Annotated in this window: 18 protein-coding genes; all 18 read left to right on the top strand. The window is 63.4% G+C overall.

Annotated elements, in window-relative coordinates:
* Positions 1-53 precede the first annotated feature (53 nt).
* The 18 genes from V6D40_RS03230 to tyrS all read left to right on the top strand — a co-directional run bounded on the left by V6D40_RS03230 (position 54) and on the right by tyrS (position 23388).
* On the top strand, positions 54-2768 hold the full coding sequence (locus V6D40_RS03230; RefSeq protein ID WP_334288930.1) for a DNA methyltransferase: 2715 nt from the start codon (positions 54-56) through the stop codon (positions 2766-2768).
* 106 nt (positions 2769-2874) lie between these two features.
* Positions 2875-4863, top strand: coding sequence for a DEAD/DEAH box helicase (locus V6D40_RS03225; protein WP_442891883.1), 1989 nt, complete (start codon positions 2875-2877; stop codon positions 4861-4863).
* The gene (locus V6D40_RS03220) at positions 4863-6032 is read left to right on the top strand and encodes a GIY-YIG nuclease family protein (protein WP_334288928.1); all 1170 of its coding nucleotides are present in this window, start codon (positions 4863-4865) and stop codon (positions 6030-6032) included. The genes V6D40_RS03225 and V6D40_RS03220 overlap by 1 nt, the downstream gene beginning before the upstream one ends.
* Positions 6033-6313: 281 nt before the next feature.
* Complete coding sequence (pheS, locus tag V6D40_RS03215; RefSeq protein ID WP_334288927.1) at positions 6314-7363, top strand: phenylalanine--tRNA ligase subunit alpha; 1050 nt, start codon at positions 6314-6316, stop codon at positions 7361-7363.
* Between the two features lie 12 nt (positions 7364-7375).
* Positions 7376-9886: a phenylalanine--tRNA ligase subunit beta gene (gene pheT, locus V6D40_RS03210; protein WP_334288926.1), complete on the top strand. Its 2511-nt coding sequence runs from the start codon at positions 7376-7378 to the stop codon at positions 9884-9886.
* A gap of 57 nt (positions 9887-9943) precedes the next feature.
* On the top strand, positions 9944-10987 hold the full coding sequence (argC, locus tag V6D40_RS03205) for an N-acetyl-gamma-glutamyl-phosphate reductase (protein ID WP_334288925.1): 1044 nt from the start codon (positions 9944-9946) through the stop codon (positions 10985-10987).
* 35 nt (positions 10988-11022) lie between these two features.
* Complete coding sequence (argJ, locus tag V6D40_RS03200; protein ID WP_334289096.1) at positions 11023-12183, top strand: bifunctional glutamate N-acetyltransferase/amino-acid acetyltransferase ArgJ; 1161 nt, start codon at positions 11023-11025, stop codon at positions 12181-12183.
* 19 nt (positions 12184-12202) lie between these two features.
* Positions 12203-13153: an acetylglutamate kinase gene (gene argB / locus V6D40_RS03195; RefSeq protein ID WP_334288924.1), complete on the top strand. Its 951-nt coding sequence runs from the start codon at positions 12203-12205 to the stop codon at positions 13151-13153.
* Positions 13150-14358: an acetylornithine transaminase gene (locus tag V6D40_RS03190; RefSeq protein ID WP_334288923.1), complete on the top strand. Its 1209-nt coding sequence runs from the start codon at positions 13150-13152 to the stop codon at positions 14356-14358. Before argB ends, V6D40_RS03190 begins: the two co-directional genes overlap by 4 nt.
* Positions 14358-15311, top strand: coding sequence for an ornithine carbamoyltransferase (gene argF, locus V6D40_RS03185; RefSeq protein ID WP_334288922.1), 954 nt, complete (start codon positions 14358-14360; stop codon positions 15309-15311). Before V6D40_RS03190 ends, argF begins: the two co-directional genes overlap by 1 nt.
* Positions 15308-15817, top strand: coding sequence for an arginine repressor (locus tag V6D40_RS03180; RefSeq protein WP_334288921.1), 510 nt, complete (start codon positions 15308-15310; stop codon positions 15815-15817). The genes argF and V6D40_RS03180 overlap by 4 nt, the downstream gene beginning before the upstream one ends.
* Before the next feature lie 44 nt (positions 15818-15861).
* The gene (locus V6D40_RS03175) at positions 15862-17070 is read left to right on the top strand and encodes an argininosuccinate synthase (RefSeq protein WP_334288920.1); all 1209 of its coding nucleotides are present in this window, start codon (positions 15862-15864) and stop codon (positions 17068-17070) included.
* 7 nt (positions 17071-17077) lie between these two features.
* Positions 17078-18514: an argininosuccinate lyase gene (gene argH, locus V6D40_RS03170; RefSeq protein WP_334288919.1), complete on the top strand. Its 1437-nt coding sequence runs from the start codon at positions 17078-17080 to the stop codon at positions 18512-18514.
* A 126-nt stretch (positions 18515-18640) separates the two neighbouring features.
* Complete coding sequence (locus V6D40_RS03165; RefSeq protein ID WP_334288918.1) at positions 18641-19729, top strand: hypothetical protein; 1089 nt, start codon at positions 18641-18643, stop codon at positions 19727-19729.
* On the top strand, positions 19726-21300 hold the full coding sequence (locus tag V6D40_RS03160; protein ID WP_334288917.1) for a VWA domain-containing protein: 1575 nt from the start codon (positions 19726-19728) through the stop codon (positions 21298-21300). The genes V6D40_RS03165 and V6D40_RS03160 overlap by 4 nt, the downstream gene beginning before the upstream one ends.
* On the top strand, positions 21287-21910 hold the full coding sequence (locus V6D40_RS03155) for a hypothetical protein (RefSeq protein WP_334288916.1): 624 nt from the start codon (positions 21287-21289) through the stop codon (positions 21908-21910). The genes V6D40_RS03160 and V6D40_RS03155 overlap by 14 nt, the downstream gene beginning before the upstream one ends.
* A gap of 4 nt (positions 21911-21914) precedes the next feature.
* Positions 21915-22097 (top strand): Trm112 family protein, encoded by a 183-nt coding sequence (locus tag V6D40_RS03150; protein WP_334288915.1) that lies wholly within the window; start codon positions 21915-21917, stop codon positions 22095-22097.
* A 19-nt stretch (positions 22098-22116) separates the two neighbouring features.
* Positions 22117-23388 carry a tyrosine--tRNA ligase gene (gene tyrS / locus V6D40_RS03145; RefSeq protein WP_334288914.1) on the top strand — a complete coding sequence of 424 codons (1272 nt, stop codon included), beginning with the start codon at positions 22117-22119 and terminating at the stop codon, positions 23386-23388.
* Positions 23389-23909 lie beyond the last annotated feature (521 nt).

The raw sequence follows: 23909 nt of genomic DNA, 5'->3' as shown, positions 1-23909 counted from the left end.
GATTTCCGGGTCGTCATCCCTATATAGAGCGGTGCCCGCTTACACTCTTCCGCATGGCACGGCTGAACCTAAAGGCGATCGAAAAACGGGTCGCACACCTAGCAAACCAGGTTGAGTATGACCGGGAGTTTATCTTCGATCTTCTTCTCGCCTTTGGACGGTCGAAGGGCAACGTCACGCGCCTGCGCAATGGAAGTCTCAACGTCGCAGATGACCCGACCCATGAAATAGCACAAAAGAACGTCGTGTATTTCAGCGAGGTGGACGGTGGTCTCCTGGAAGAGCTGGAGCGGCTTCGCACCGCGCCGACGGTGGTGAAGTACAGTCCGCGGTTCATTATCGTGACGGACTACGAAGATGTACTGGCGTTCGACACGAAGACGACGGAGAACCGCACGTTCCCCATCCGTCAGATCGACCAACACTTCACTTTCTTCCTCCCATGGGCGGGCATGGAGAAAACGCAGTACACGTCTGAATCGCACGCCGATGTGAAGGCGGCGGAGCGCATGGGCAAGCTTTTCGACGAGCTCGCCTCTGCCAACCCCGACATGATGGCTGCCGACACCTCCCGCCACGGCCTCAATGTGTTCTTTACCCGACTGTTGTTCTGTTTCTTCGCCGAGGACACAGGCATTTTCGGCGATAATCAATTCACGAACGCGGTGGCTTCGCAGACGCTTGGCGATGGCTCCGATACCGACACATTCCTGCGCGAACTGTTTGCAGCCCTGGACGAGCCTGCTCCGGCGAAAAAGCCCGCCTATCTGGTGGAGTTCCCTTACGTCAACGGCCGGCTTTTCCGCTCCGACGCGCATCTGACAGTGCCCCGCTTCAGTGCAAAGGCCCGTGAGGCGCTCATTGATCTGGGCACGCTGAAGTGGCAAGACATCAATCCGGACATATTCGGTTCGATGTTCCAGGCGATCGTGGATCCAGGACAGCGTTCGAACCTGGGTCAGCACTACACGTCGGTGCCAAACATTTTGAAGACGATCGAGCCGCTGTTTCTTGACGAGCTTCGCGACGAGTTTGACTCGGCCTACAACAGCTCCACCAAGCTGGCGCGCTTGCTTGATCGCATCGCGGCGATCAAGGTGTTCGACCCCGCCTGCGGTTCCGGCAACTTCCTAGTCATTGCATACAAAGAGCTGCGCCGCCTTGAGCACGCGATCCTGCAACGGCAGGCGGAGCTGGCAAAAGCACAACCGCTCTTCGACAAATCCCGCATCAGTATCGAGAACTTCTACGGAATCGAGATCGATGACTTCGCCGTCGAGGTGGCCATCCTGTCGCTGTGGATTGCGAAGCACCAGATGAACCGCGAATTCGAGCAGCAGTTCAAGGTGGCCATTCCGCTTATCCCACTGAAGGAGACCGGCCAAATCCACGCCGGCAACGCCACCCGCATGGGCTGGAACCAAGTTTGCCCGAACAACGGGGAAGAGGAGATCTACCTGATCTCGAACCCGCCGTACGCAGGCTCCAAGAAGCAGACCGCGGAGCAGAAGGCGGATTACGGGTACGTCTTCGGCGACCGGCCGTACAGTAAGAATCTCGACTACATCGCGTTGTGGTTCATCAAAGGTGCGGAGTACATCGCCGGCACCGTTGCGCAGCTAGCGCTGGTCTCTACCAACTCCGTCGTGCAGGGTGAGCATGTTGGATTGATGTTCCCCATTATCTTCGACATGGGGGTTGAAATCGGGTTTGCTTATACCTCCTTCAAATGGGAAAACAATGCGAAGGGGAATGCTGGCGTCACCGTTGTGGTGATCGGCCTGCGGGCGAAGAGCGATGCACCGAAGTTCCTGTACACCGATGGGATAAAAAATCAGGTCGGTAACATCAATGGTTATTTGGCGGATGCAGCCTCGGTTTTCATGGGCCGTCGAAACACCCCGTTAGCTCGCGTCTTCCCACCCATGGTCTTCGGAAGCATGCCCCGGGGCCCACTCGATCTCACAGCGCAGGATGCGCGGAGACTCCTCGATGAAACTCCTGTAGCGGAACCATTTATCAAGCGCTACACCGGAGCGAGCGAATACATCAACGGTGAAGATCGTTACTGTCTTTGGATTGAGGATTCCCAGATCGAAGATGCGCGACGCATTCCAGAAATTTCGCGCAGGTTGGACCGGGTTGCAAGGGAACGGTCCGAGAGTAAAGCTCCGAGCACGGCAAAATACGCCTCTCAACCTCACCGTTTTGTGCAGATTGCCTATAAACCAACGGATTCCATCATCGTGCCCAGCGTCTCCTCCGAGCTCCGCGCGTATATTCCGATGGGATATCTGGGGCCAAATACAGTTATCTCGAATGCTGCTTTTGCCGTCTACGACGCGGAGCCGTGGCTCTTTGCCCTCCTCACCTCCCAAATGCACATGGCCTGGGTTCGGGCGGTTGGCGGGAAGATGAAAACGGACTTCAGGTATTCGAACACGATTGTATATAACAACTTTCCGGTGCCGGAGGGCGTCGAGAAGAAGAAGGCTCGATTGAACGAGACGGCCTTGCGGATTTTGGATGTGCGAGAGTACCACTGCGAGCGAACGTTGGCGGAGGTGTATGACCGGGACTCAATGCCGCGAAACCTGCGGGAGGCCCATGAAGCGAATGATGAATTGGTGGATTCGCTGTACTCGACGAAGCCATATACCTCGGATGAGGAGCGACTGGCGGACCTGTTCGCACTGTACGAGGAAATGATCGCCGCTGAAGAGGCGGCGAAGCCTGCGAAGCGCTCGAGGAAAACCGCGAGAAAGTAGCGAGTGGGAACGTGTGTGCTAACTCTGCCGAGTGGTGTCCGAGGGGCCTGCGACAATGGGCAGCGTCAAAAGCGGAACGACGAAATGGAGTGAACTCATGGCCACGATGAACCGAAAGAACGTGAAGGACAGCGTCATTCGCGTGGAGTACGCGCAGGCGGGGACCTCGGTGAGCACAGACGGACTGGGGATGCGCGAAATGCAGCGTCGCGTGTACGAACAGCGCGCGGCGCAATACCTCTTGATTAAGGCGCCGCCGGCGTCGGGCAAATCCCGCGCGTTGATGTTCGTTGCGCTGGACAAGCTTTTTTATCAAGGTCGTAGGAAGGTGATTGTGGCGGTGCCGGAGCGTTCCATCGGCGGTTCGTTTGCTCCGACCGATCTGCGCTCCCACGGTTTTTACGCTGACTGGGAAATTAAACCCGAAAATAACCTGTGCACGCCGGGCAGCAGCACGAGCAAGGTAGCGCAGTTCATCCGCTTCCTTGAGGGGCCAGATGCGGTGCTTGTGTGCACGCACGCTACGCTACGTTTCGCATTCGAGAAACTTACACCCGATGCATTCAACGGCACGGTGCTGGCTATCGATGAGTTCCACCATGTCTCCGCCGACCTGGACAACAGCCGCCTCGGCTACCTGCTGCGGGAAGTGATGAACGGCTCCGACGCCCACATCGTGGCCATGACTGGTTCCTACTTCCGCGGCGACACGGTGCCCGTGCTTCTGCCGGAAGACGAAGCGAAGTTCACGCCCGTCACGTTCAACTACTACGACCAGTTGAACGGGTACCAGCATCTGAAGTCCCTGGGCATCGGGCACCACTTCTACCAGGGACGCTACACCGACGCGGTGGGCGAAGTGCTCGACTTAGACAAGAAAACCATCCTGCACATCCCGAACGTGAACTCCGGCGAATCCACCAAGGACAAAATCGAGGAGGTCGGCGCCATCATCGATTCAATCGGCGTGGTGATTGAAGAGGAAGAGGACACCGGCATCATCGTGGTGCGGCGCCACGACAATGGTGAAACGCTCCGCATCGCTGACCTAGTGGACGACACTGACCAGAAGGCCCGCGCCCGCACCCTGAACTACCTGGTGGATGTGGCCTCGAAGGACCAGGACGCGGTAGACATCATCATCGCGCTGGGCATGGCAAAGGAAGGCTTCGACTGGCCGTTCGCCGAGCACGCCCTGACCATCGGCTACCGTTCCTCCCTGACGGAGATCATCCAGATCATCGGGCGGGTCACGCGCGACAGCGAGGGCAAATCGCACGCGCAGTTCACAAACTTGCTGGCAGAGCCGGATGCGGTGCAGAGCGAGGTCACCATCTCGGTGAATAACATGCTCAAGGCCATCACCGCGTCGTTGCTCATGGAACAGGTGCTGGCCCAAAACTTCGAGTTCAAACCCAAGCATGATCCGGATGACAAGTCCGAGGGAAACACGGTGAAGATCGACGGGTTTAAAGAGCCGTCCACACCCCGGGTAAAGCAGATTGTGGACACGGACCTCAACGATCTAAAGGCGACGATTTTGCAAGACCCCACCTTCGCACGAGCGGCGGTGGGCAAGGTGGACCCGGAGACCACGAACAAAGTCCTCATTCCCAAAATTATCCGAGAGCAGTACCCAGACCTCAGCGATGACGAAGTTGAGGAAGTTCGCCAGCGAGTAGTCGTGGATTCGGTTGTCAAGACCGGCGAGGTGAAGGAGGTTGGGGACAAACGGTTCATTCAGATGGCGAATCAGTTCATCAACGTCGATGAGCTGAGTATCAACCTCATCGACTCCATTAACCCGTTCCAGCGGGCTTTCGAGATCCTATCCAAGTCAGTGACACCCAGTTTGCTGTCGCTTATTCAGGACGCAATTGCGACCACCCGGATTGAGATGACGGCGGAAGAGGCGATGGAGCTGTTCCCCAAGGTGCAGGCATGGATGAAAATGGAAGGCCGCGAACCTGACCGGCGTTCTGACAACCCGGAAGAGAAGCAGTTGGCAGAGGCGCTGCTAGTGATGCGGAAAGTGGTCAACGAACGGAAATCTGAGTTGAAATCTCGCGCAGAGAACCAGGAAGGGGATGAGTAATGGCTGAAGAAGCGTTCCTCGCAAAGTTGGATGCCCTTATAGCGGCGGATGAGGATGGTCTCCTTGACATGCCGGAGAAACCACTGCCGGTCACCGAAACGGATCGTTTGCGGCGTGCTTTCCTGGAAGTCAACGAGTTTGTGTCCGCGCAGGGGCGCGAACCGGATCCGGAAACCATGAACATCTCTGAGCGAAAATTCGGAGCTCGGCTTGTGGGTATCCGTGCAAGCAAGACTAAGACCGAAGCTCTAAGCGACATTGATGAGCATGGGTTGCTTGAGGTGCAGGACGCTCCCATCTCGGTTGATGATCTGTTAAGCTCCGACGCCCTCGATCTGCTCGGGGATGCTGGAGGTATCTTCGACACCTCGTCGCTGCCGAAGCGGGATAAGCCAAAAGAATCTGAGCGGGAACTGCGCCGCCGCTGTGAAGATTTCGACAAGTTCGAGCCGTTGTTCAAACAGAAGCATGCTGAACTTGCGGATGGAACTTGCGCAATGACAGAGTTTAAGGGTGCACAGACGGTAGTGCCTGGGGCCTTTTTCATCCTCAGAGGACTGATGGCATTTATCGCCGAAGTCCGAGAATCCGAGATGGTGAGCCTCAAGCACAAGGAAGAACGCAAAGAGCGCTTGCGTGTCATTTTTGAAAATGGCACCGAGTCAGCCATGTACCGACAGTCGTTCGGGGCGCGGATGGGGGAGCAGGGCGGTTTTGCCATCACTCGTACCGGTTTCACTGCCGCCGAGATTGGCGACGCGGATCTGCATACTGGGTTTATCTACGTCCTTCGGTCGAAGAGCGATCACCCCGATATTCGGGGGCTGAAGGACTTGTACAAGATTGGCTTCTCCACCACGCCGGTGGACAAGCGCATTCGGGGTGCAGAGAAGAGCCCTACATACCTTATGGCCCCCGTAGAGAAGGTCGCGATTTACCGAGTGTATAGTCTCCGCCCGTCCGCGCTTGAGCACCTGCTACACCGACTTTTTGCAGCTGTACGGTTGGATGCTGCGATTGTGGACGAGGCCGGTGGGTCGGTTGCCGCCAACGAATGGTTCCTTGTTCCGCTAGACGTGATCAACCGGGCGATCGAGCTAATTATGTCGGGTGAGATCGTCGACTACACCTATGACCCATCGAGACAGCAGCTGGTAAAGGGGAGCTAGCAGGACTGAAACGGCACCCGCGCATCGTCCAGTTCGCGGGCGGGCACCGAAAATTCTGGGAAGCTACCGGTTTCCTCGAGAACGTTTACAAGCTCTGCTCCGGCGTTTAGCTGCATGTCGCCACCTCCCGCGCTGCTCCTGAGTCGTCAGCCGACAGAGTACCGCATCGCTGGCGCCGAGAACGTGTCCTCGTCGCGGGACGGCGTAGCCCCCGCAGGTATGCTTGTCTGCGTTTTGAAACCCTTTGAAACCCAGCCGTGAAGGAAAGGTGCGGGCGAGCAGTGAGCTCCGAAAACCCACAGATTGAACTGACAGAGGAAGCCCTGAACCGGGCTGCTGATGAGGCGATCGCAGCCTTCGAGGCAGCACCGGATCTGCCCGCGCTGGAGGAGGCGCACCGCGAGCACCTGGGGGAGAAGTCCCCGATCTCGCTCGCGCGTCGCTCGCTCGGCACCCTGCCGAAGGACCAGCGCAAGGACGCCGGGCGCTTCGTCAACATGGCCCGCGGCAAGGCCGAGAAGCAGTACGCGCAACTTCGCCAGGTGCGCGAGGCTGAGTACCGGGAGCAGCAGCTGAAGGCTGAGACGGTCGACGTCACTCTGCCCACCGCACGCAGCCAGGCCGGCGGCATGCACCCGATCACGACGCTGAGCGAGCAGATCGCCGACATCTTCATCGGCATGGGGTGGGAGGTCGCCGAGGGCCCCGAGGTGGAGGCCGAGTACTTCAACTTCGACGCGCTGAACTTCATCCCGGACCACCCGGCCCGCACGCTGCAGGACACGTTCTACATCGGCGAGGAGGGCTCCAAGCAGGTCATGCGCACCCACACTTCGCCGGTGCAGGTGCGCACCATGCTCGAGCGCGACGTGCCGATCTACATCGCCTGCCCGGGCCGGGTATTCCGCACCGACGAACTGGACGCCACCCACACCCCGGTGTTCCACCAGGTTGAGGGCCTCGCTGTGGACAAGGGACTGACCATGGCGCATCTGCGCGGCACGCTCGACCACCTGGCCAAGACCCTCTTCGGCCCGGAGACGAAGACCCGCATGCGCACCAACTACTTCCCGTTCACCGAGCCGTCGGCCGAGGTGGACGTGTGGTTCCCCAACAAGAAGGGCGGCGCGGGCTGGATCGAGTGGGGCGGTTGCGGCATGGTCAACCCCAACGTCTTGCGCGCCGTGGGCGTGGACCCGGAGGTCTACACCGGTTTCGCGTTCGGCATGGGTCTTGAGCGCACGTTGCAGTTCCGCAACGGTCTGACGGACATGCGCGACATGGTTGAGGGCGACGTCCGTTTCACTATCCCGTTCGGCGTGCAGGCGTAAGGAGCAACAATAATGCTGATTTCGAAGAAGTGGATTACCTCCCTGCTGCAAAACGCGGGCAACGAGGGCTGGACTGTGAGCGACGAAGAGCTCGACGCAGGCTTCGTGCGCGTCGGCTTTGAAACGGAGGGCTACCAGCCGCTGCCGGAGATCCAAGGGCCGCTGGTGATCGGCCGCGTCCTCGAGATCGAGGAGCTGACCGGGTTCAAGAAGCCGATCCGCTACTGCCAGGTGGATGTCGGCCAGGCCAACGGCACCGGTGAGCCGCAGGGCATTATCTGCGGCGCCCGCAACTTCGCTGAGGGCGACCTTGTGGTTGTGTCCCTGCCCGGTGCGGTACTCCCCGGAGGGTTCGAGATCGCCGCGCGCGAGACCTACGACCACATCTCCAACGGCATGATGGCGTCCGCGGCGGAGCTCGGTCTCACCGCGAAGAGCGAGGGCATTATTACGCTTGCCGACGGCACCGCGACCCCCGGCACCGACGCCCGAGAGATTCTCGGCAGCGACGATACGGTCTTCGACGTCAACGTCACGCCGGACCGCGGGTACGCGCTGTCGGCCCGCGGCCTGGCCCGCGAGATCGCCTCCGCGTTTAACCTGCGCTACACCGACGTGGCGGAAGACCCGTCCGTCGCCGGTATTGACGTCTCCGGCGTGCCGGCCCCGGCAGGTGACGTGCTCGAGGTGAACGTCGACGAGTCGACCAAGGCGAAGCGCTTCGGCGTGCGCAAGGTTGCCGGCATTGACCCGGCAGCGCCCGCGCCGTTCTGGATGCAGCGAGAGCTAATGCTGTCTGGCATCCGCTCGGTCAACGCGGCGACCGACGTGACCAACTACGTCATGCTCCTGACCGGCCAGCCGATGCACGCGTTCGACGCGGACAAGATCGCCGGTGGTCTGCACGTGCGCAACGCCGAAGCGGGCGAGACTTTTGAAACGCTCGATCACGTCAAGCGCACGCTGACCGCTACCGACGTCGTTATTGCCGACGACAACGGCATCCAGTCGCTCGCCGGTGTGATGGGCGGCACCACCTCCGAGATTTCGGATGAGACCACCAACGTTTACTTCGAGGCGGCCACGTGGGACGAACTCACCGTGGCGAAGACGGCCCGCCACCACAAGCTGTCCTCCGAGGCGTCGCGCCGCTTCGAGCGCGGCGTGGACCCGGCGATTGTTGAGGTCTCGCTCGACATTGCCTGCGCCTTGCTCGCCGAGATCGCGGGCGGCACCGTGGAGGCGGGGCGCACGCTGGTCGGCGAGGTGCCGGCGCGAGAGCCGATTGCGATGCGGGCGGCGCGGCCGTCGGAAATCACGGGCGTTGAGTACACCGCGGAGACGGTCGAGCAGCGCCTGCGTGAGGTCGGCTGCGAGGTGGAAGCCGACGACGACACACTGAAGGTCACCCCGCCGACGTGGCGCGGAGACCTCACCGTTCCCGTTGAGCTCGTTGAGGAGATCGTGCGGCTGGAAGGGCTCGACGCGATCCCGTCCATCCTGCCGACCCCGGTGGGCGGGCGCGGGCTGTCGCCGCTGCAGAAACGCCGCCGCGCTGTGACGCACGCGCTGGCGTACTCCGGCTACGCCGAGATCATTCCGACGCCGTTTATCAAGAACACCACGTTCGACACGTGGGGCCTGGATGCCGACGATCCGCGCCGCAACGTGGTGAAGGTGCAAAACCCGCTCGACGCCGACTACGGCGTGCTGGGCACGACCCTGCTCCCGTCGATGCTCGAGGCTGTGGGCCGCAACGTGGCCCGCGGCCGCCACGACCTGCAGATCTTCTCGGTGGCGCAAACCGCTGTGAAGCGCGGCGACTCCTCGCCGCTGCCGAGCGTTGCCGAGCGCCCGGATGAGGCGACGATTACCGAGCTGATCGAGTCGCTGCCGGATCAGCACCTGCACGCGGCGACCGTAGCTGTCGGCCACAGCGAGCTCGACGGCCCGCTGGGGAAGGGCCGCGCCTACACCTGGGCCGACGCGATCCAGTCCGCGCAGGTGGTCGCGGCGGCCGCGGGTGTTGCGCTCGAGGTTGAGGCTGCGCAGCAGCTGCCGTGGCACCCGGGACGCTGCGCAGCGCTGAAGGTGGGCGGCACCGTCGTCGGCTACGCGGGTGAGCTGCACCCGCAGGTCCTCGAGGCCCTCGACCTGCCGGAGCGCACCTGCGCCACGGAGATCGATCTGACCGCGCTGCCGCTTACGGAGACGCTGCCCGCGCCGGTACTCTCCGCGTTCCCGGCGGTCAACCAGGACATCGCGCTTGTGGTGGATAAGCACGTGCCGGCCGAGGCGGTGCGGCGCACCATCGAGGCCTCGGCAGGGGAGCTGCTCGAGAGCGTTTCGCTTTTCGACGTCTACGAGTCCGATCAGCTCGGCCCCGACAAGAAGTCCCTGGCGTTTGCCCTGGTGTTCCGCGCCGTGGACAAGACATTGACCGAGGACGAGGCGTCGGAGGCGCGCCTGCGCGCCGCCAAGGCCGCCGAGGCCGAGCACGGAGCGGCGGTGCGCGGCATCTAGGTCGCAGCGGCTCGGTATAAATTGCGAACCAATGCATAAAGTACTAGGTTCGTTTGCATGAGTTACACCGTCGCTGTTGCCGGCGCCACAGGGTACGCCGGCGGTGAGATCCTCCGGCTGCTGCTCGGTCACCCGGATTACGTCTCCGGCGAGATGGAGATCGGGGCTCTGACCGGCAATTCGACCGCGGGTGAACCGGCGGCGCAGGTGTTGTCGCACCTGCCGCAGCTGGCCGGCCGGGTCATCGAGGCCACGACCGCGGAAAAGCTTGCGGCCCACGACGTGGTGTTCCTCGGCCTGCCGCACGGGTTCTCCGCGGAGATCGCGAACCAGCTGCCGGATGACACGCTGGTGTTGGATTGCGCGGCGGACTTCCGCCTGAAGGATCCCGCCGCGTGGCAGCGCTACTACGGCTCTCAGCACGCAGGCTCGTGGCCGTACGGCATCCCGGAAATGCCGGGCCACCGCGAGGACATTGCAAAAGCGAAACGCGTTGCGGTGCCTGGGTGTTTCCCAACCGGTGCCACGCTAGCGGCGTACCCGGCGGTGCAGGCGGGCGTCGCCAAGCCGGACCTGCGGATTGTGTCTGTGACCGGCGTGTCCGGGGCGGGGAAGAAGGCCTCGGTGGCGATGCTGGGTGCAGAGACCATGGGCTCGCTGAAGGCCTACAGCACCGCTGGCGCGCACCGGCACACCCCGGAGATCAAGCAGAACGTCGCTGAGGCCACCGACGCACCGATCACCGTGAGCTTCACACCGGTGCTTGCGCCGCTACCCCGCGGCATCCTCACCACGATCACCGCACCGCTGCACAGCGGCGTCGACGCCGCGAGCGTGCGCGCAGCGTACGAGGAGTTTTACGCCGACGAACCGTTCGTGTGGGTGCTGCCCGAGGGGGTGCAGCCGCAGACGCAGAACGTGGTCGGCTCCAACATGTGCCACGTCCAGGTCGAGGTGGACGAGGACGCGGGTGTGCTGCTCGTGACCTCGGCGATCGACAACCTGGTCAAGGGGACCGCGGGTGCGGCCGTGCAGTGCATGAATATCGCGCTGGGGTTGGACGAGACCGCAGGGTTGCCGCGCCAGGCTGTCGCGCCCTAGACCAGAGAAGGCGAAACGTAATGGGAGAGGAAACAATGGTTGACGGTTCGGTGTCCACCCCCGCAGGCTTTGTCGCTGCCGCGACCACGGCCGGCATCAAGCCCTCCGGCAAGCCGGACATGGCGCTCGTGGTCAACGAGGGGCCGGAGTTCAACGCGGCCGCGGTGTTCACCCGCAACCGCGTGACGGCCTCGCCGGTGAAAGTGAGCCGTGAGGCGGTGCGCGACGGGCAGCTGAAAGCGGTGCTGATCAACTCTGGCAACGCGAACGCGTGCAACGGTAAGCAGGGGGATGAGGATGCGGGGGAGATGCAGGTGGGCGTCGCCAAGCATCTTGCCCTTGAGCCGAACGATGTAGCGGTGTGCTCCACCGGATTGATCGGCGAGCTGCTGCCGATGGAGAAGGTGCGCGCCGGTATCGCTGCGGTGGCGGGGTCGCTCGGCGACAACGGGCGCGCGGCCGCGGAGGCGATTCTGACCACGGACACCGTGGCGAAGGAAGCGTTTGTGCAGCGCGACGGCTGGTCGGTCGGCGCGATGGGCAAGGGCGTGGGCATGCTCGCGCCGTCGTTGGCGACGATGCTGGCTGTGGTGGTGACGGATGCGTCGGTAAGCAGCCAAGCCCTCGACGCAGCCTTGCGCAAGGCGGCCGCCGTGACCTTTGACACGCTGGACATTGACGGGTCGACCTCGACGAACGACACCGTGATCGTGATGGCGTCAGGCGCCAGCGGTGTCGCCCCCGCGCAGGACGAGGTGGACGATGCGATCCTCACCGTGTGTCAGGAACTGGCCGGGAAGATGCAGGCGGACGCCGAGGGCGTGACGAAGCGCGTGAGCATCACCGTGCGCGGGACGGGCGACAACGCGCAGGCGCTCAACGCCGCGCGCACGATTGGGCGCGACAACCTGTTCAAGTGCGCCATGTTCGGCTCCGACCCGAACTGGGGCCGCACGCTGGCTGCCGTCGGCATGGCGGATGCGGAGATGGACCCCGACAACATTTCGGTCAGCTTCAACGGTCAGCCCGTGTGCGTGGCGTCCACCGGTGCGCCGGGTGCGCGCGAGGTCGACCTGTCGGGTGTGGACATCGACGTCGAAGTGGATTTAGGTACTGGCGGGCCGGGCGTGGCCACGGTGCGCACAACCGACTTAAGCCACTCATACGTGGAGATCAACTCCGCGTACAGCACGTAAGAGAAAAGGAGCGACTGCGATGACCTACCCCCACAGCGAGCGGTTGAGCAACGAGGCGCGCGCCCATGTGCTGGCCGAGGCGCTGCCCTGGCTGCAGCACTACCGCGACAAAATCGTCGTGGTGAAGTACGGCGGCAACGCGATGATCGACGAGGAGCTGAAAAACGCCTTCGCCGCCGACATGGTTTTCTTGCGCACCGTCGGCGCGAAACCGGTCGTCGTGCACGGCGGCGGGCCGCAGATCAGCGCGATGATGCAGCGCTTGGGGCTCGACGGGGGCGAGTTCGTGGGCGGCTTCCGCGTGACCACCCCGGAGATCCTAGACGTGGCGCGCATGGTGCTCTTCGGCCAGGTGGGCCGCGACCTCCTAGGCAAAATCAACTCCCACGGCCCGTACGCGGTCGGCACCTCGGGCGAAGACGCGGGGCTGTTCACCGCCGAGCGCCGCCTGGTGGAGGTCGACGGTGAGCTGCGGGACATCGGGCTGGTGGGCACGATTACCCACGTCGACCCGTCCGCGGTGATGGACATCATTGAGGCCGGGCGCATCCCGGTGGTCTCCGGCATTGCGCCGGGGGACGACGGCAACGTGTACAACATCAACGCCGACGAGGCTGCCGGCGCGCTCGCCGCGGCGATCGGTGCGGAGCGCCTCGTGGTGCTGACCAACGTGGAGGGCCTCTACACCGACTGGCCCGACCGGGATTCGCTGTTGTCCAAGATCACCGTGGGCGAGCTGGAGAAGATGATGCCGTCACTGGATTCGGGGATGATCCCGAAAATGGAGGCGTGTCTGACAGCGGTGCGCGGCGGCACGAAGGCGGCGCACGTCATCGACGGCCGGATCGCGCACTCGGTTTTGCTGGAGCTTCTCACCATGGGCGGCATTGGCACAATGGTGCTGCCGGACGTCTACGACGCGGCGGAGTACCCAGAAGGCACAGTCTTTCGGAAGGACGACAACGAATGAGCGAGATTGTCAGCGGCTGGCAAGCCGCGTTGATGGGCAACTACGGAACCCCGACCGTGGCGCTGGTCTCCGGTACCGGGTCGACGGTCACGGACGAGGACGGCCGCGAGTACCTCGACCTGCTCGCCGGCATTGCGGTCAACTCCCTCGGTTACGCGCACCCGGCGGTGGTGGAGGCGGTGAGCGCGCAGGTCTCGCAGCTCGCGCACGTGTCCAATATCTTCGCCTCCCGGCCGGCGGTGAACGTGGCAACTCAACTGATCGAGCGCTTCGGCGACCCCGACGCCCGCGTGTTCTTCTGCAACTCCGGTGCCGAGGCCAACGAAGCAGCGTTCAAGCTTGCCCGCTTGACTGGGCGCTCGCGGATCCTCGCTGCAGCCAACGGCTTCCACGGCCGCACAATGGGTTCGCTCGCGCTGACCGGGCAGCCGTCGAAACGCAAGCCCTTCCAGCCGGTCGCCGGCGGCGTGGAGTTCTACCCCTACGGCGACATCGACTACGTGCGCAAGCTCGTCGAGATCGACCCCGAGGATGTCGCGGCGATCTTCCTCGAGCCGATCCAGGGTGAAACGGGTGTGGTGCCCGCGCCCGAGGGCTTTTTGCAAGAGCTTCGGCAGCTTGCCGACGCCCACGGCATCCTCCTTATCACCGACGAGGTGCAAACCGGCGTCGGCCGCACCGGCACCTTCTTCGCGTTTGAGCACGATCTTGCCCCTGGGGTGCGCCCAGACGTGGTGACCATGGCGAAGGGTCTTGGCGCCGGCATGCCGATCGGCGCGGTGATCGCCACCGGCGAGGTCGCGGCGAGGTTCACCCCTGGCATGCACGGCACCACCTTTGGCGGCAACCCCGTTTCCTGCGCCGCGGCCGAGGTCGTGCTGGACACCATGGACGAGGCCTTCTTGGCCGAGGTGCGCCGCAAGGGCGAGGCGTTCGCGTCGCGCGTTGCGGCCATCGAGGGAGTGAAGGAGGTCCGCGGGCGCGGCCTGATGCTGGGCGCAGTCCTTGACGGCGACTGGGCAGCAAAAGCCCAAGCACTCGGGTACGAGCACGGGGTGATTGTCAACGCACCTAAGCCCAACGTGCTGCGGTTCACCCCGCCGCTGGTGATTGCGGACGAGGAGCTGAGCGAAGCCGCCGCGCGTGTCGAAGCGGTGATTGCGGAAGCGAAAGAGAAGACGGAAAACACGGAGAACGAGAACTGATGGCACACCACACCCCACGGCACTTTCTCGCCGACGACGACCTCTCGCCTGCGGAGCAGGCGGAGGTGCTTGCGCTCGCGGCGGAGATGAAGCGCGACCCGTACAAGTACCGTCCGCTGGAAGGGCCGCAGTCCGTCGCCGTGCTGTTCGACAAAACGTCGACGCGCACGCGTTTCTCCTTCGACACGGGCATCGCGCAGCTAGGCGGCCACGCGATTGTGACGGAAACCGGCAACTCCCAGATGGGCAAGGGGGAGACCTACCAAGACACCGCAGCGGTACTGAGCCGGTACGTCTCCGCGATCGTGTGGCGCACCTACGCCCACCAGAACCTGCTGGACATGGCGGAAACGGCCACTGTCCCAATCGTCAACGCGCTCTCGGACGACCTCCACCCGTGCCAGATCCTTGCGGATCTGCAAACGATCATCGAGAACCTCTGCCCGGAGGAGGGCGCAGCTGGCCTTTCGGGCAAGCGCGCCGTGTACTTGGGCGACGGCGACAACAACATGGCGAACAGCTACCTCATCGGCTTCGCCACCGCAGGCATGGACATCACCGTCATCGGCCCTGAGGGCTTCCTGCCGCGCACCGAGTTCGTCGACCGCGCCCGCCGCCGCGCCGAGGAGACTGGTGCGAAGATCGAGGTCACCAGCGACGTCGGCGCCGTCGACGGGGCAGATGTGGTGATCACGGATACGTGGGTGTCGATGGGGATGGAAAGCGACGGCAAGGACCGCCGCACGCCGTTCCTGCCGTACCAGGTTTCGCAGGCGACGATGGATGCGGCCGCGGACGGAGCGATCTTCCTTCACTGCCTGCCCGCGTACCGCGGCAACGAGGTGACCGCCGAGGTCATCGACGGCCCGGCATCGCGCGTCTTCGACGAGGCGGAGAACCGCCTCCACGCCCAGAAGGCGCTGCTGACTTGGCTTCTGGAGCACCAGCCATGACGCAGCCGGTGTCGCGCACCGCGCGCCAAGCGCGAATCCTCGAAATCCTCGCCGCCACCCGTGTTGCTTCGCAGGTGCAGCTCTCTGACCTACTTTTGGCCGAGGGCATCGACATCACCCAGGCCACGCTGTCACGCGACTTGGATGAACTGGGGGCGCGCAAGGTGCGCCCGATGGACGGCAGCGGTGCCTACTACACCGTCGGCGCCGTGGCCGAGACCTCGCACGACATCCAGACCGGCCCGCGCGAAAAGCTCGGCCGGATGATTGAAGAGCTGGTGGTGTCGGTGGACCACTCGTACTCCACCGCGGTGCTGCGCACCCCGCCTGGGGCAGCGCAGTACCTGGCCAGCTACATCGACCGGGTGGGCCTCGACCAAGTCGCCGGCTGCATCGCAGGTGACGACACCATCTTCGTCCTGGCCCGCGAACCCTTCACCGGCAAGGATCTGGCAGATCAACTCTTTGCCAGCTCCCCCCGCAAACGCGAGAGCGACCGCGGGTAACCTAACTAACCGCAACTTCTACTCATCTACAAGGAGCAATTTCCATGACCAACCGCGTCGTTCTGGCGTACTCCGGCGGCCTTGACACCTCCGTGGCTATCCCGTACCTGGCGGAGATGACCGGCGGTGAAGTGATCGCCGTTTCTCTCGACCTCGGCCAGGGCGGCGAGGACATGGAGTCTGTGCGCCAGCGCGCGCTGGACTGCGGCGCAGTCGAGTCCATCGTCGTGGACGCGAAAGACGAGTTCGCCGAGGAGTACTGCCTGCCCACCATTAAGGCCAACGGCATGTACCAGGGCGAGTACCCGCTCGTCTCGGCCATCTCGCGCCCGCTGATTGTGAAGCACCTCGTCGAGGCCGGCCACCAGTTCGGCGGCACCCACGTGGCTCACGGGTGCACCGGTAAGGGCAACGACCAGGTGCGTTTCGAGGTCGGTTTCTTAAACCAGGACCCGGACCTGGAGATCATCGCCCCGGCGCGCGACTACGCCTGGACCCGCGACAAGGCCATTGAGTACGCGGAAGGCAAGGACCTGCCGATCGAGCAGTCCGCCGCCAGCCCGTTCTCTATCGACCAGAACGTCTGGGGCCGCGCCGTTGAGACCGGTTTCCTGGAGGACCTGTGGAACCCGCCCACCAAGGACCTGTACTCGTACACGGAGGATCCCTCCTTGGGCAACGCTCCGGACGAGGTCATCATCTCCTTCGAGGGCGGTAAGCCGGTGGCTATCGACGGCCGCCAGGTCACCGTGCTCCAGGCGATCGAGGAGATGAACCGCCGCGCCGGTGCGCAGGGCATCGGCCGCTTGGACATGGTGGAGGACCGCCTGGTGGGCATCAAGTCCCGCGAGGTCTACGAGGCACCGGGCGCGGTCGCCCTGATCACCGCGCACAAGGCGCTGGAGGACGTCACCGTCGAGCGCGAGTTGGCCCGCTACAAGCGCCTCATTGACGCGCGCTGGTCCGAGGAGGTCTACGACGGCCTGTGGTTCGGCCCGCTGAAGCGCTCCCTCGACGCGTTCATCGAGTCGACCCAGGAGCACGTCACCGGCGACATCCGCATGGTGCTGCACGCTGGCAAGGCGACGGTTAACGGCCGCCGCTCCAACCACTCGCTCTACGACTTCAACCTGGCCACCTACGACACGGGCGACACCTTCGACCAGACCCTGGCCAAGGGCTTTGTGCGCCTGCACGGCCTGAGCTCCCAGATCGCGAACAAGCGCGACCGCGAAGCTGGCGCGCAGAAGTAGGCCCGGTATGCAGCAGCACAAGACCAACGAGGGTGCGCTGTGGGGCGGCCGATTCTCCGGCGGCCCCTCCGAGGCGATGTTCGCCCTCAGCGTGTCCACGCACTTCGACTGGGTGTTAGCGCCCTACGACGTGCTCGCTTCCAAGGCTCACGCCAAAGTGCTCAACAGGGCAGGGTTGCTTAGCGACGCCGACCTGCACACCATGCTGACCGGCCTCGACCAGCTCGGCGCCGACGTCGCCGACGGATCGTTTGGTCCGCTGCCGACGGATGAGGACGTGCACGGCGCCATGGAGCGGGGCCTGATCGACCGTGTCGGGCCGGAAGTGGGCGGCCGCCTGCGCGCCGGCCGTTCCCGCAACGACCAGGTCGCGGCGATGTTCCGCATGTGGCTGCGCGACGCAATCCGCGATATCGCGCAGGAGGTGGCTGACCTGATCGACGCGATTGTGGAGCAGGCGAAGGCGCACCCGGACGCGATTATGCCGGGCAAAACGCACTTCCAGGCAGCTCAGCCGATCCTGCTCGCGCACTCGCTGCTCGCTCACGCGCAGCCACTGCTGCGCGACCTCGAGCGCATCCAGGACCTGGACAAGCGCCTGGCGGTGTCGCCGTACGGCTCGGGCGCGCTCGCCGGGTCCTCGCTCGCACTCGATCCCGAGGCGATCGCAGAGGAGCTGGGCTTCGATTCAGCTGCCGACAACTCGCTCGACGGCACGGCGTCGCGCGACTTCGCCGCCGAGGCGGCGTACGTGCTCGCTCAGATCGCGGTGGACCTGTCACGCTTCGCGGAAGAGATCATTGCGTGGTCTACCCCGGAGTTCGGCTACGTTACGCTGCACGACGCGTGGTCGACCGGGTCGTCGATCATGCCGCAGAAGAAGAACCCCGACGTCGCGGAGCTGGCGCGCGGCAAGTCTGGACGCTTGATCGGCAACCTAACCGGCCTGCTAGCCACGCTGAAGGCGCAGCCGCTGGCGTACAACCGCGACCTGCAGGAGGACAAGGAGCCGCTGGTCGACTCCGTCAGCCAGCTGAGCATTGTTCTTCCCGCCTTCACCGGGCTGGTGTCCACGCTTGTCTTCCACGAAGACCGCATGCGCGAGCTCGCGCCCGCTGGTTACACCCTGGCTACCGACTTGGCGGAGTGGATGGTGCGCCAGGGCGTGCCGTTCCGCGAGGCGCACGAGGCTTCAGGCGCCTGCGTGCGCATCGCCGAGTCTCGGGGGGTTGGCCTTGATGAGCTCAGTGATGAGGAGCTCGCGGGCGTCGATAAGCGACTGCTCCCTGAGGTCCGTGAGGTGCTCACCATCGACGGGGCGGTAGCGTCGCGCACCACCCGCGGCGGCACCGCCAAGGTGCGCGTTGAGGAGCAGCGCGAGCGCGTCGCAGCTGCAAGCGCCGGCTACCGGCAGTGGGCGGCTACTCCGGTGCGCCCCGAATAGGCAGCACCGGCGTCCGGCGCGCTCTACGATGTGCGTATGAGCGTTCCGAGCAGTGCGACGAGCACGCAAAGTCCCAAGCGCGGGAGACGGATAGTGTCGATCGCGCTTGGGACTTTACTTACTGCGGTGGTTATCGCCGCCGTTGTCCTTGGCCGCAACGGGTCGACCGGTTTCCCGGGCTCCGAAAAGGCGGACGGCGGTCTCACCCAGGTGCACGGCGTCATTGGCTCTGAGAAGCGCGCCTACTTCGAGGACCCGGACGTAGCGGCCCGGCTGGCGGAGTTGGGGTACGAGGTGCACGTCACCACCGCCGGCTCCCGCCAGATTGCAACGGGCACCGACATTGCCGCTGAAGATTTCGTGTTCCCGTCATCAGCGCCCGCGGCGCAGAAAGTCCGCGAGCAGGGGTCGGGCTACTCCGTGGAGTACCCGTTCTTCTCGCCGATGGCGGTGGCCAGCTGGAAGACGATCGCGGACATTCTGCAGGAGCAGGGCGTGGTGACCGAGGACAACGGTGCCTATGTGATGGATATGGCGCGCTACGTCGACCTCGCCCGCTCGGGTGCTCGTTGGCGCGACTTTTCCGACGCATTCCCGTCGCCGCGCACGGTGCAGATCCGTTCCACGGATATCCGCACGTCTAATTCTGCGGCGATGTACTTGTCCCTCCTGGCTTGGGAGTTTCAGCAGCGCGACCCGGACCGTGCAGAAGACACGCAGTACTTGGTCGGGGAGATCGCGCCATTCTTCACCGGTCAGGGGTACTCCGAGTCCTCGTCTTCCGGACCGTTTGCGGAGTACTTAAGCCAAGGCATCGGCGCCGCACCCATGGTGATGGTGTATGAGGCGCAGTACCTCGGTGAGTTGATGAGCGACACCTCGCGAATCCGCGACGACATGGTGTTGTTGCAGCTGAGCCCGACCGTGCTGGCGAACCACGGCATTGTTGGGGTGACGGAGGAAGGTAAAGAACTCGGGCGCTTGCTCACCAACGATCCGCAGCTGCAACAGCTCGCCGCGCGCCACGGGTTCCGGCCCGCAAACCAGGGGTCGCTGGCCACCGAAATGGAAAAGCGCGGCCTTCCCGCGCCGTCCGATTACGTCAACTCCATCGACGCGCCGAACTACGACCGCTTGGAACAGCTAATCGACGGCGTCGGCACGCGCTACGGCTCGATCGCCCCGCCGCTGAAGAAGGAGGAGGAAGAGCAGTGAAGAAACTTTGGGCGCTGATCACTGCGCTGCTGGCAACGGTGGCCGTGGCCGCGTGCTCGACTGAAACCACCTCGAGTTCGTCAGGGGGCCCCGGAAGCGCCTCGGATCTGACCATTGTCGCGGCGACTGAGCTGAAAGACATCCAAGACTTGGTGCAGCAAGCTGCAAACGAACTGGGATTCTCAATTGAGATGCAGTTCCCCGGCGGCACGCTGGACAACTCGCAGTCGCTCGCCCGCGGCGATTTCGATGGTGCAGTCGACGCCACGTGGTTTGCAACGAACCGGTACGTGAACCTCATCGGTGCGTCGGGCAAGCTTGCAGACGAGACGAAAATCGCCACTAGCCCCGTTGCTTTTGGCGTTTGGGATGAAGCTGCGAAGCGCCTCGGTTGGGACGCGAACCAGCCGACATGGGCGGACTTCGCCGCCGCCGCTGAATCGGGCGAGTTCCGCTTCGGTATGACCGACCCGTCGTCGTCTAACTCGGGATTCTCGGCGCTCGTGTCTGTCGCCACGGCGGTTGCTGACACTGGCGAGGCGATTAGTCCCGCGGATTTGGAGCGGGTAAGCACCACGCTGGAGGGGTTGTTTCAGGCCCAGTCGCTGGTCTCTGGTTCCTCCGGCTGGTTGGCCGACGCGTTCGTGGCGGACCCGTCGCGCGCGGACGCCATCGTGAACTACGAGGCGACGCTGCACCAGCTGCGCGCGGACGGCCAGCCGATCGAGGTCATCGTGCCGAGCGACGGCGTCATCTCCGCCGATTACCCCTTATCTACCCTCGCAAATCCGGCGTCGCCGGAGGCAGGGGATCGCGTCCGCGCGCTCGCCGACTGGCTCTTGGAGCACCAAGACGACGTCGCGAACACTTACCGCCGCCCCGTCGCTCAGGTTGCCAGCGTGCCTGCGGAAATCGCAGGTCAGCAGGTCATTGAGCTGCCGTTCCCCGCGAACCAGGGGGTCGTCGACGACCTGCTCTACGCCTACAACAACCAGTACCGCAAACCTGGCACCACCACGTTTGTGCTCGACGTTTCCGGTTCGATGGAGGGAACGCGGCTAGCTTCACTGAAGCAGATCATGCATTCGCTTATCGACGGCACCGCGTCCACCCTCACCGGCGACGTCTCGCTTCGGGACCGCGAGACCGTGACCCTGTGGTCCTTCGACGATGTCCCCAACGAACCGCTCACCGTGGTCTTCGACCGGGCGACCCCCGACTCCGCGGCGCAGCTGAACGGGTACGTCGACAGCCTCGCCGCCGGCGGCGGGACCGCACTCTACCCGGCGCTGTTGGCGGCGCTCGCCGCGACCGACACCTCCGACGGCATCCCCTCCATCGTGCTTCTTGGCGACGGCCAGGCGAACATGGGCGAAAACTTTGACGAGTTCAGCAGGGCGTACCGCGAACTACCGGCGGAGCTGCGCCGTGTTCCGGTCTTTATCATCCTGTACGGCAACTCGAACGCGTCCGAAATGGAACAGCTCGCCGAGCTGACCGGTGGCGCGGTGTTCGACGCCATGAACGGCGATCTGGCTTCGGCATTCAAGGAGATCCGTGGATTCCAGTAAGGCAACCAACTACCTATTGTCGCGAAAGAACCAAGTCGGCCTCCTCGTGGCCATCCTAGTGGTGGTCCTCCACATCGCGTTCAATTTCGGGCCGCTCTGGCCGGTCGCGGCCATCGCCGCGTACGGTGCCGGGGCCGTGCTCACCCCGCCGCCGAAGCAGCGAGCGCTTCCGTCCGCCACGACGCCGACGCCCACACTTCTCGACGACGCGCTGAACCGGACCGCAGCCCAGCTGCGGCAGGCCGCCGCACCGGCCGCCGTGGTCCGCCAGGCGCAGGAGCTGGAAAGCAACGTCCGCTTCGTGCTGGGGGAGTGGGACCATCTCACACCCACGCCCGAGCACCGTCAGACGATGTGGGACGTGGTGAAGGTGTACTACCCGGAGGTCACACAGACCTACCTTGCAGCCCCGCAGCGCCAGGACCCGCGCGCCGTGGCAGTGGTGACCGATTCGCTTTCCACCCTCACCAGCGCCGTCGGCCGGATCAAGCAGGGCATTGTGGACGACAACTTGCGTGCGATGGATTCGCAGGCGAAATTCCTCCGCAACCAACTCGGCGCCCTGCCCGGCCTCGACGGCGGCGAGGAGATCGCGGGCAGGTACGATTAGCCCTATGAGTCTCGATCCGCGTTTGCTCGACATTCTGGTCTGCCCGCAGGACAAAGGTCCGCTGCGATATAGCGAAGATGAGCAGCTGTTGATCAACGAGCGGCTCGGTGTCGCGTACCGGATAGATGGGGGCATTCCGGTGCTGCTTATCGACGAAGCGCAGCCCCACCCCGCCCACCACGCGTAAGAAGGAGCGTTCTTTTTTCATGTCTTCCCCCCAGAACATCGTCGACGAAATCGCTTGGCGCGGCCTGATCAACCAGTCAACCGACTTAGACGCGCTCCGCGGCGCCGCGCAATCGCCCATCACCTTGTACTGCGGCTTCGACCCGACCGGACCGTCGCTGCACGCTGGCCACTTGGTGCCGCTGCTGATGCTGCGCCGCTTCCAGATGGCTGGCCACCGCCCGATCGTGCTCGCCGGCGGCGCCACCGGCATGATCGGCGACCCGCGAGACGTCGGCGAACGAACCCTCAACTCCGCCGACACCGTTGCGGACTGGGCCGACCGAATCTCCGGGCAGTTGTCCCGCTTCGTCTCCTTCGAGGGGGACAACGCCGCACTTCTGGTGAACAACGCGGACTGGACCAGCAAGCTCGGCGTGATCGAGTTCCTGCGCGACCTGGGCAAGCACTTTTCCATTTCGACAATGCTCGGTCGCGAGACGGTCAAGCGCCGGTTGGAGTCCGACGGAATCTCGTACACCGAGTTCTCCTACATGCTCCTGCAGGCGAACGACTTCGTGCAGCTCCACCGCGAGTACGACTGCGTGCTGCAAATTGGCGGCGGCGACCAGTGGGGCAACCTCGTGGCAGGTGTCGACCTTAACCGCCGCATGGACGGCGCTTCCGTGCATGCGCTGACCGTGCCGCTCGTGACCGATTCCGAAGGCAAGAAGTTTGGCAAATCCACCGGTGGCGGCTCTCTTTGGCTGGACCCGGAAATGACCAGCCCGTACACGTGGTACCAGTACTTTTTGAACACCGCTGACGCCGACGTGGTCCGCTACCTCCGCTGGTTTACGTTCCTGGATCAGGAGGAGCTCGACCGCCTAGCGCAGGAAGTTGAAGAGCGACCCTTCAAGCGTGAAGCCCAGCGCCGTCTTGCGCAGGAGATGACGGATTTGGTTCACGGAGAAGATGCCCGCAAGGCAGCTGAGCTGGCTGCGGAGGCGCTGTTTGGCAAAGCGGACCTGGCCGAGCTAGACGAGAAGACCCTTGCGTCCGCCGTGTCCGAGACCGAGGTGTTCGAAGTGTCTGCAGGCGACGTGCCACAGATCGTCGACCTGGTCGTTGGTGCTGGCCTCGCCGACTCGAAGGGCGCTGCCCGCCGTTCGATCAGGGAGGGCGGTGTGTACGTGAACAACCAGCGCGTGGAATCCGAGGACTGGGTGCCTAGCGACGAGGGTTTCCTTCACGGCACGTGGCTCGTTCTGCGCCGCGGCAAGAAGAACTTCGCGGGCGTAAAACGCGTGTGAGTCGGTACCGATATCTCAGAAATGCCGTTTGAGCAGCGCAGTTTGCATTCATTCGAAGCGTGTGGCTAATGTTTAGCCCACTGCTTCGGCAGTCGGAACAACTGCAGAAAGTCAACGAGTTGACATGATTCGTTACTCTCGGTAATGTTTTTCAAGCCGCTTTTGACAGAAGCGAAATCGCAGCTGTCAGGTGTGCGTGTGTTGTTTGAGAACTCGATAGTGTGCCAATACTTTTTTGTTTGGTGTGATTGTTGTGCGTGTGCGCCATGATTTTTGTTGTGGTGTGTGCCGGTGGCAGTGCTGCTTTTTCTTTGGGTGGTGCTGTTGGACGGTGGGACGTGTGATGGTTTCACTATTTTTTGTTGGTTGTGGTTTTTCCTCGTCGGATACATGACCAACGTTTTTTCAAAGGATTGCCAGTCCAACGTTTTTTGTTGGGTGGTTTTGTTTTGGTTGGGTTTGGGCTTTTCACGGCTCGGTTTCTTTTACTGAAATGTTTTTGTGGAGAGTTTGATCCTGGC

Source organism: Corynebacterium sp. Marseille-Q4381, assembly GCF_036881695.1.
In the GTDB taxonomy this organism is placed as follows: Bacteria; Actinomycetota; Actinomycetes; order Mycobacteriales; family Mycobacteriaceae; genus Corynebacterium.
This window is presented reverse-complemented; position numbering and strand designations above follow the sequence as displayed.

What these genes read in the sequence shown, in the direction of transcription:
- argC (WP_334288925.1), top strand. Translation starts at nt 9,944, where the DNA reads ATGAGTTACACCGTCGCTGTTGCCGGCGCCACAGGGTACGCCGGCGGT.
- pheT (WP_334288926.1), top strand. Translation starts at nt 7,376, where the DNA reads ATGCTGATTTCGAAGAAGTGGATTACCTCCCTGCTGCAAAACGCGGGC.
- argH (WP_334288919.1), top strand. Translation starts at nt 17,078, where the DNA reads ATGCAGCAGCACAAGACCAACGAGGGTGCGCTGTGGGGCGGCCGATTC.
- V6D40_RS03190 (WP_334288923.1), top strand. Translation starts at nt 13,150, where the DNA reads ATGAGCGAGATTGTCAGCGGCTGGCAAGCCGCGTTGATGGGCAACTAC.
- argB (WP_334288924.1), top strand. Translation starts at nt 12,203, where the DNA reads ATGACCTACCCCCACAGCGAGCGGTTGAGCAACGAGGCGCGCGCCCAT.
- V6D40_RS03225 (WP_442891883.1), top strand. Translation starts at nt 2,875, where the DNA reads ATGAACCGAAAGAACGTGAAGGACAGCGTCATTCGCGTGGAGTACGCG.
- argJ (WP_334289096.1), top strand. Translation starts at nt 11,023, where the DNA reads ATGGTTGACGGTTCGGTGTCCACCCCCGCAGGCTTTGTCGCTGCCGCG.
- V6D40_RS03150 (WP_334288915.1), top strand. Translation starts at nt 21,915, where the DNA reads ATGAGTCTCGATCCGCGTTTGCTCGACATTCTGGTCTGCCCGCAGGAC.
- V6D40_RS03180 (WP_334288921.1), top strand. Translation starts at nt 15,308, where the DNA reads ATGACGCAGCCGGTGTCGCGCACCGCGCGCCAAGCGCGAATCCTCGAA.
- V6D40_RS03230 (WP_334288930.1), top strand. Translation starts at nt 54, where the DNA reads ATGGCACGGCTGAACCTAAAGGCGATCGAAAAACGGGTCGCACACCTA.
- tyrS (WP_334288914.1), top strand. Translation starts at nt 22,117, where the DNA reads ATGTCTTCCCCCCAGAACATCGTCGACGAAATCGCTTGGCGCGGCCTG.
- V6D40_RS03220 (WP_334288928.1), top strand. Translation starts at nt 4,863, where the DNA reads ATGGCTGAAGAAGCGTTCCTCGCAAAGTTGGATGCCCTTATAGCGGCG.
- argF (WP_334288922.1), top strand. Translation starts at nt 14,358, where the DNA reads ATGGCACACCACACCCCACGGCACTTTCTCGCCGACGACGACCTCTCG.
- V6D40_RS03175 (WP_334288920.1), top strand. Translation starts at nt 15,862, where the DNA reads ATGACCAACCGCGTCGTTCTGGCGTACTCCGGCGGCCTTGACACCTCC.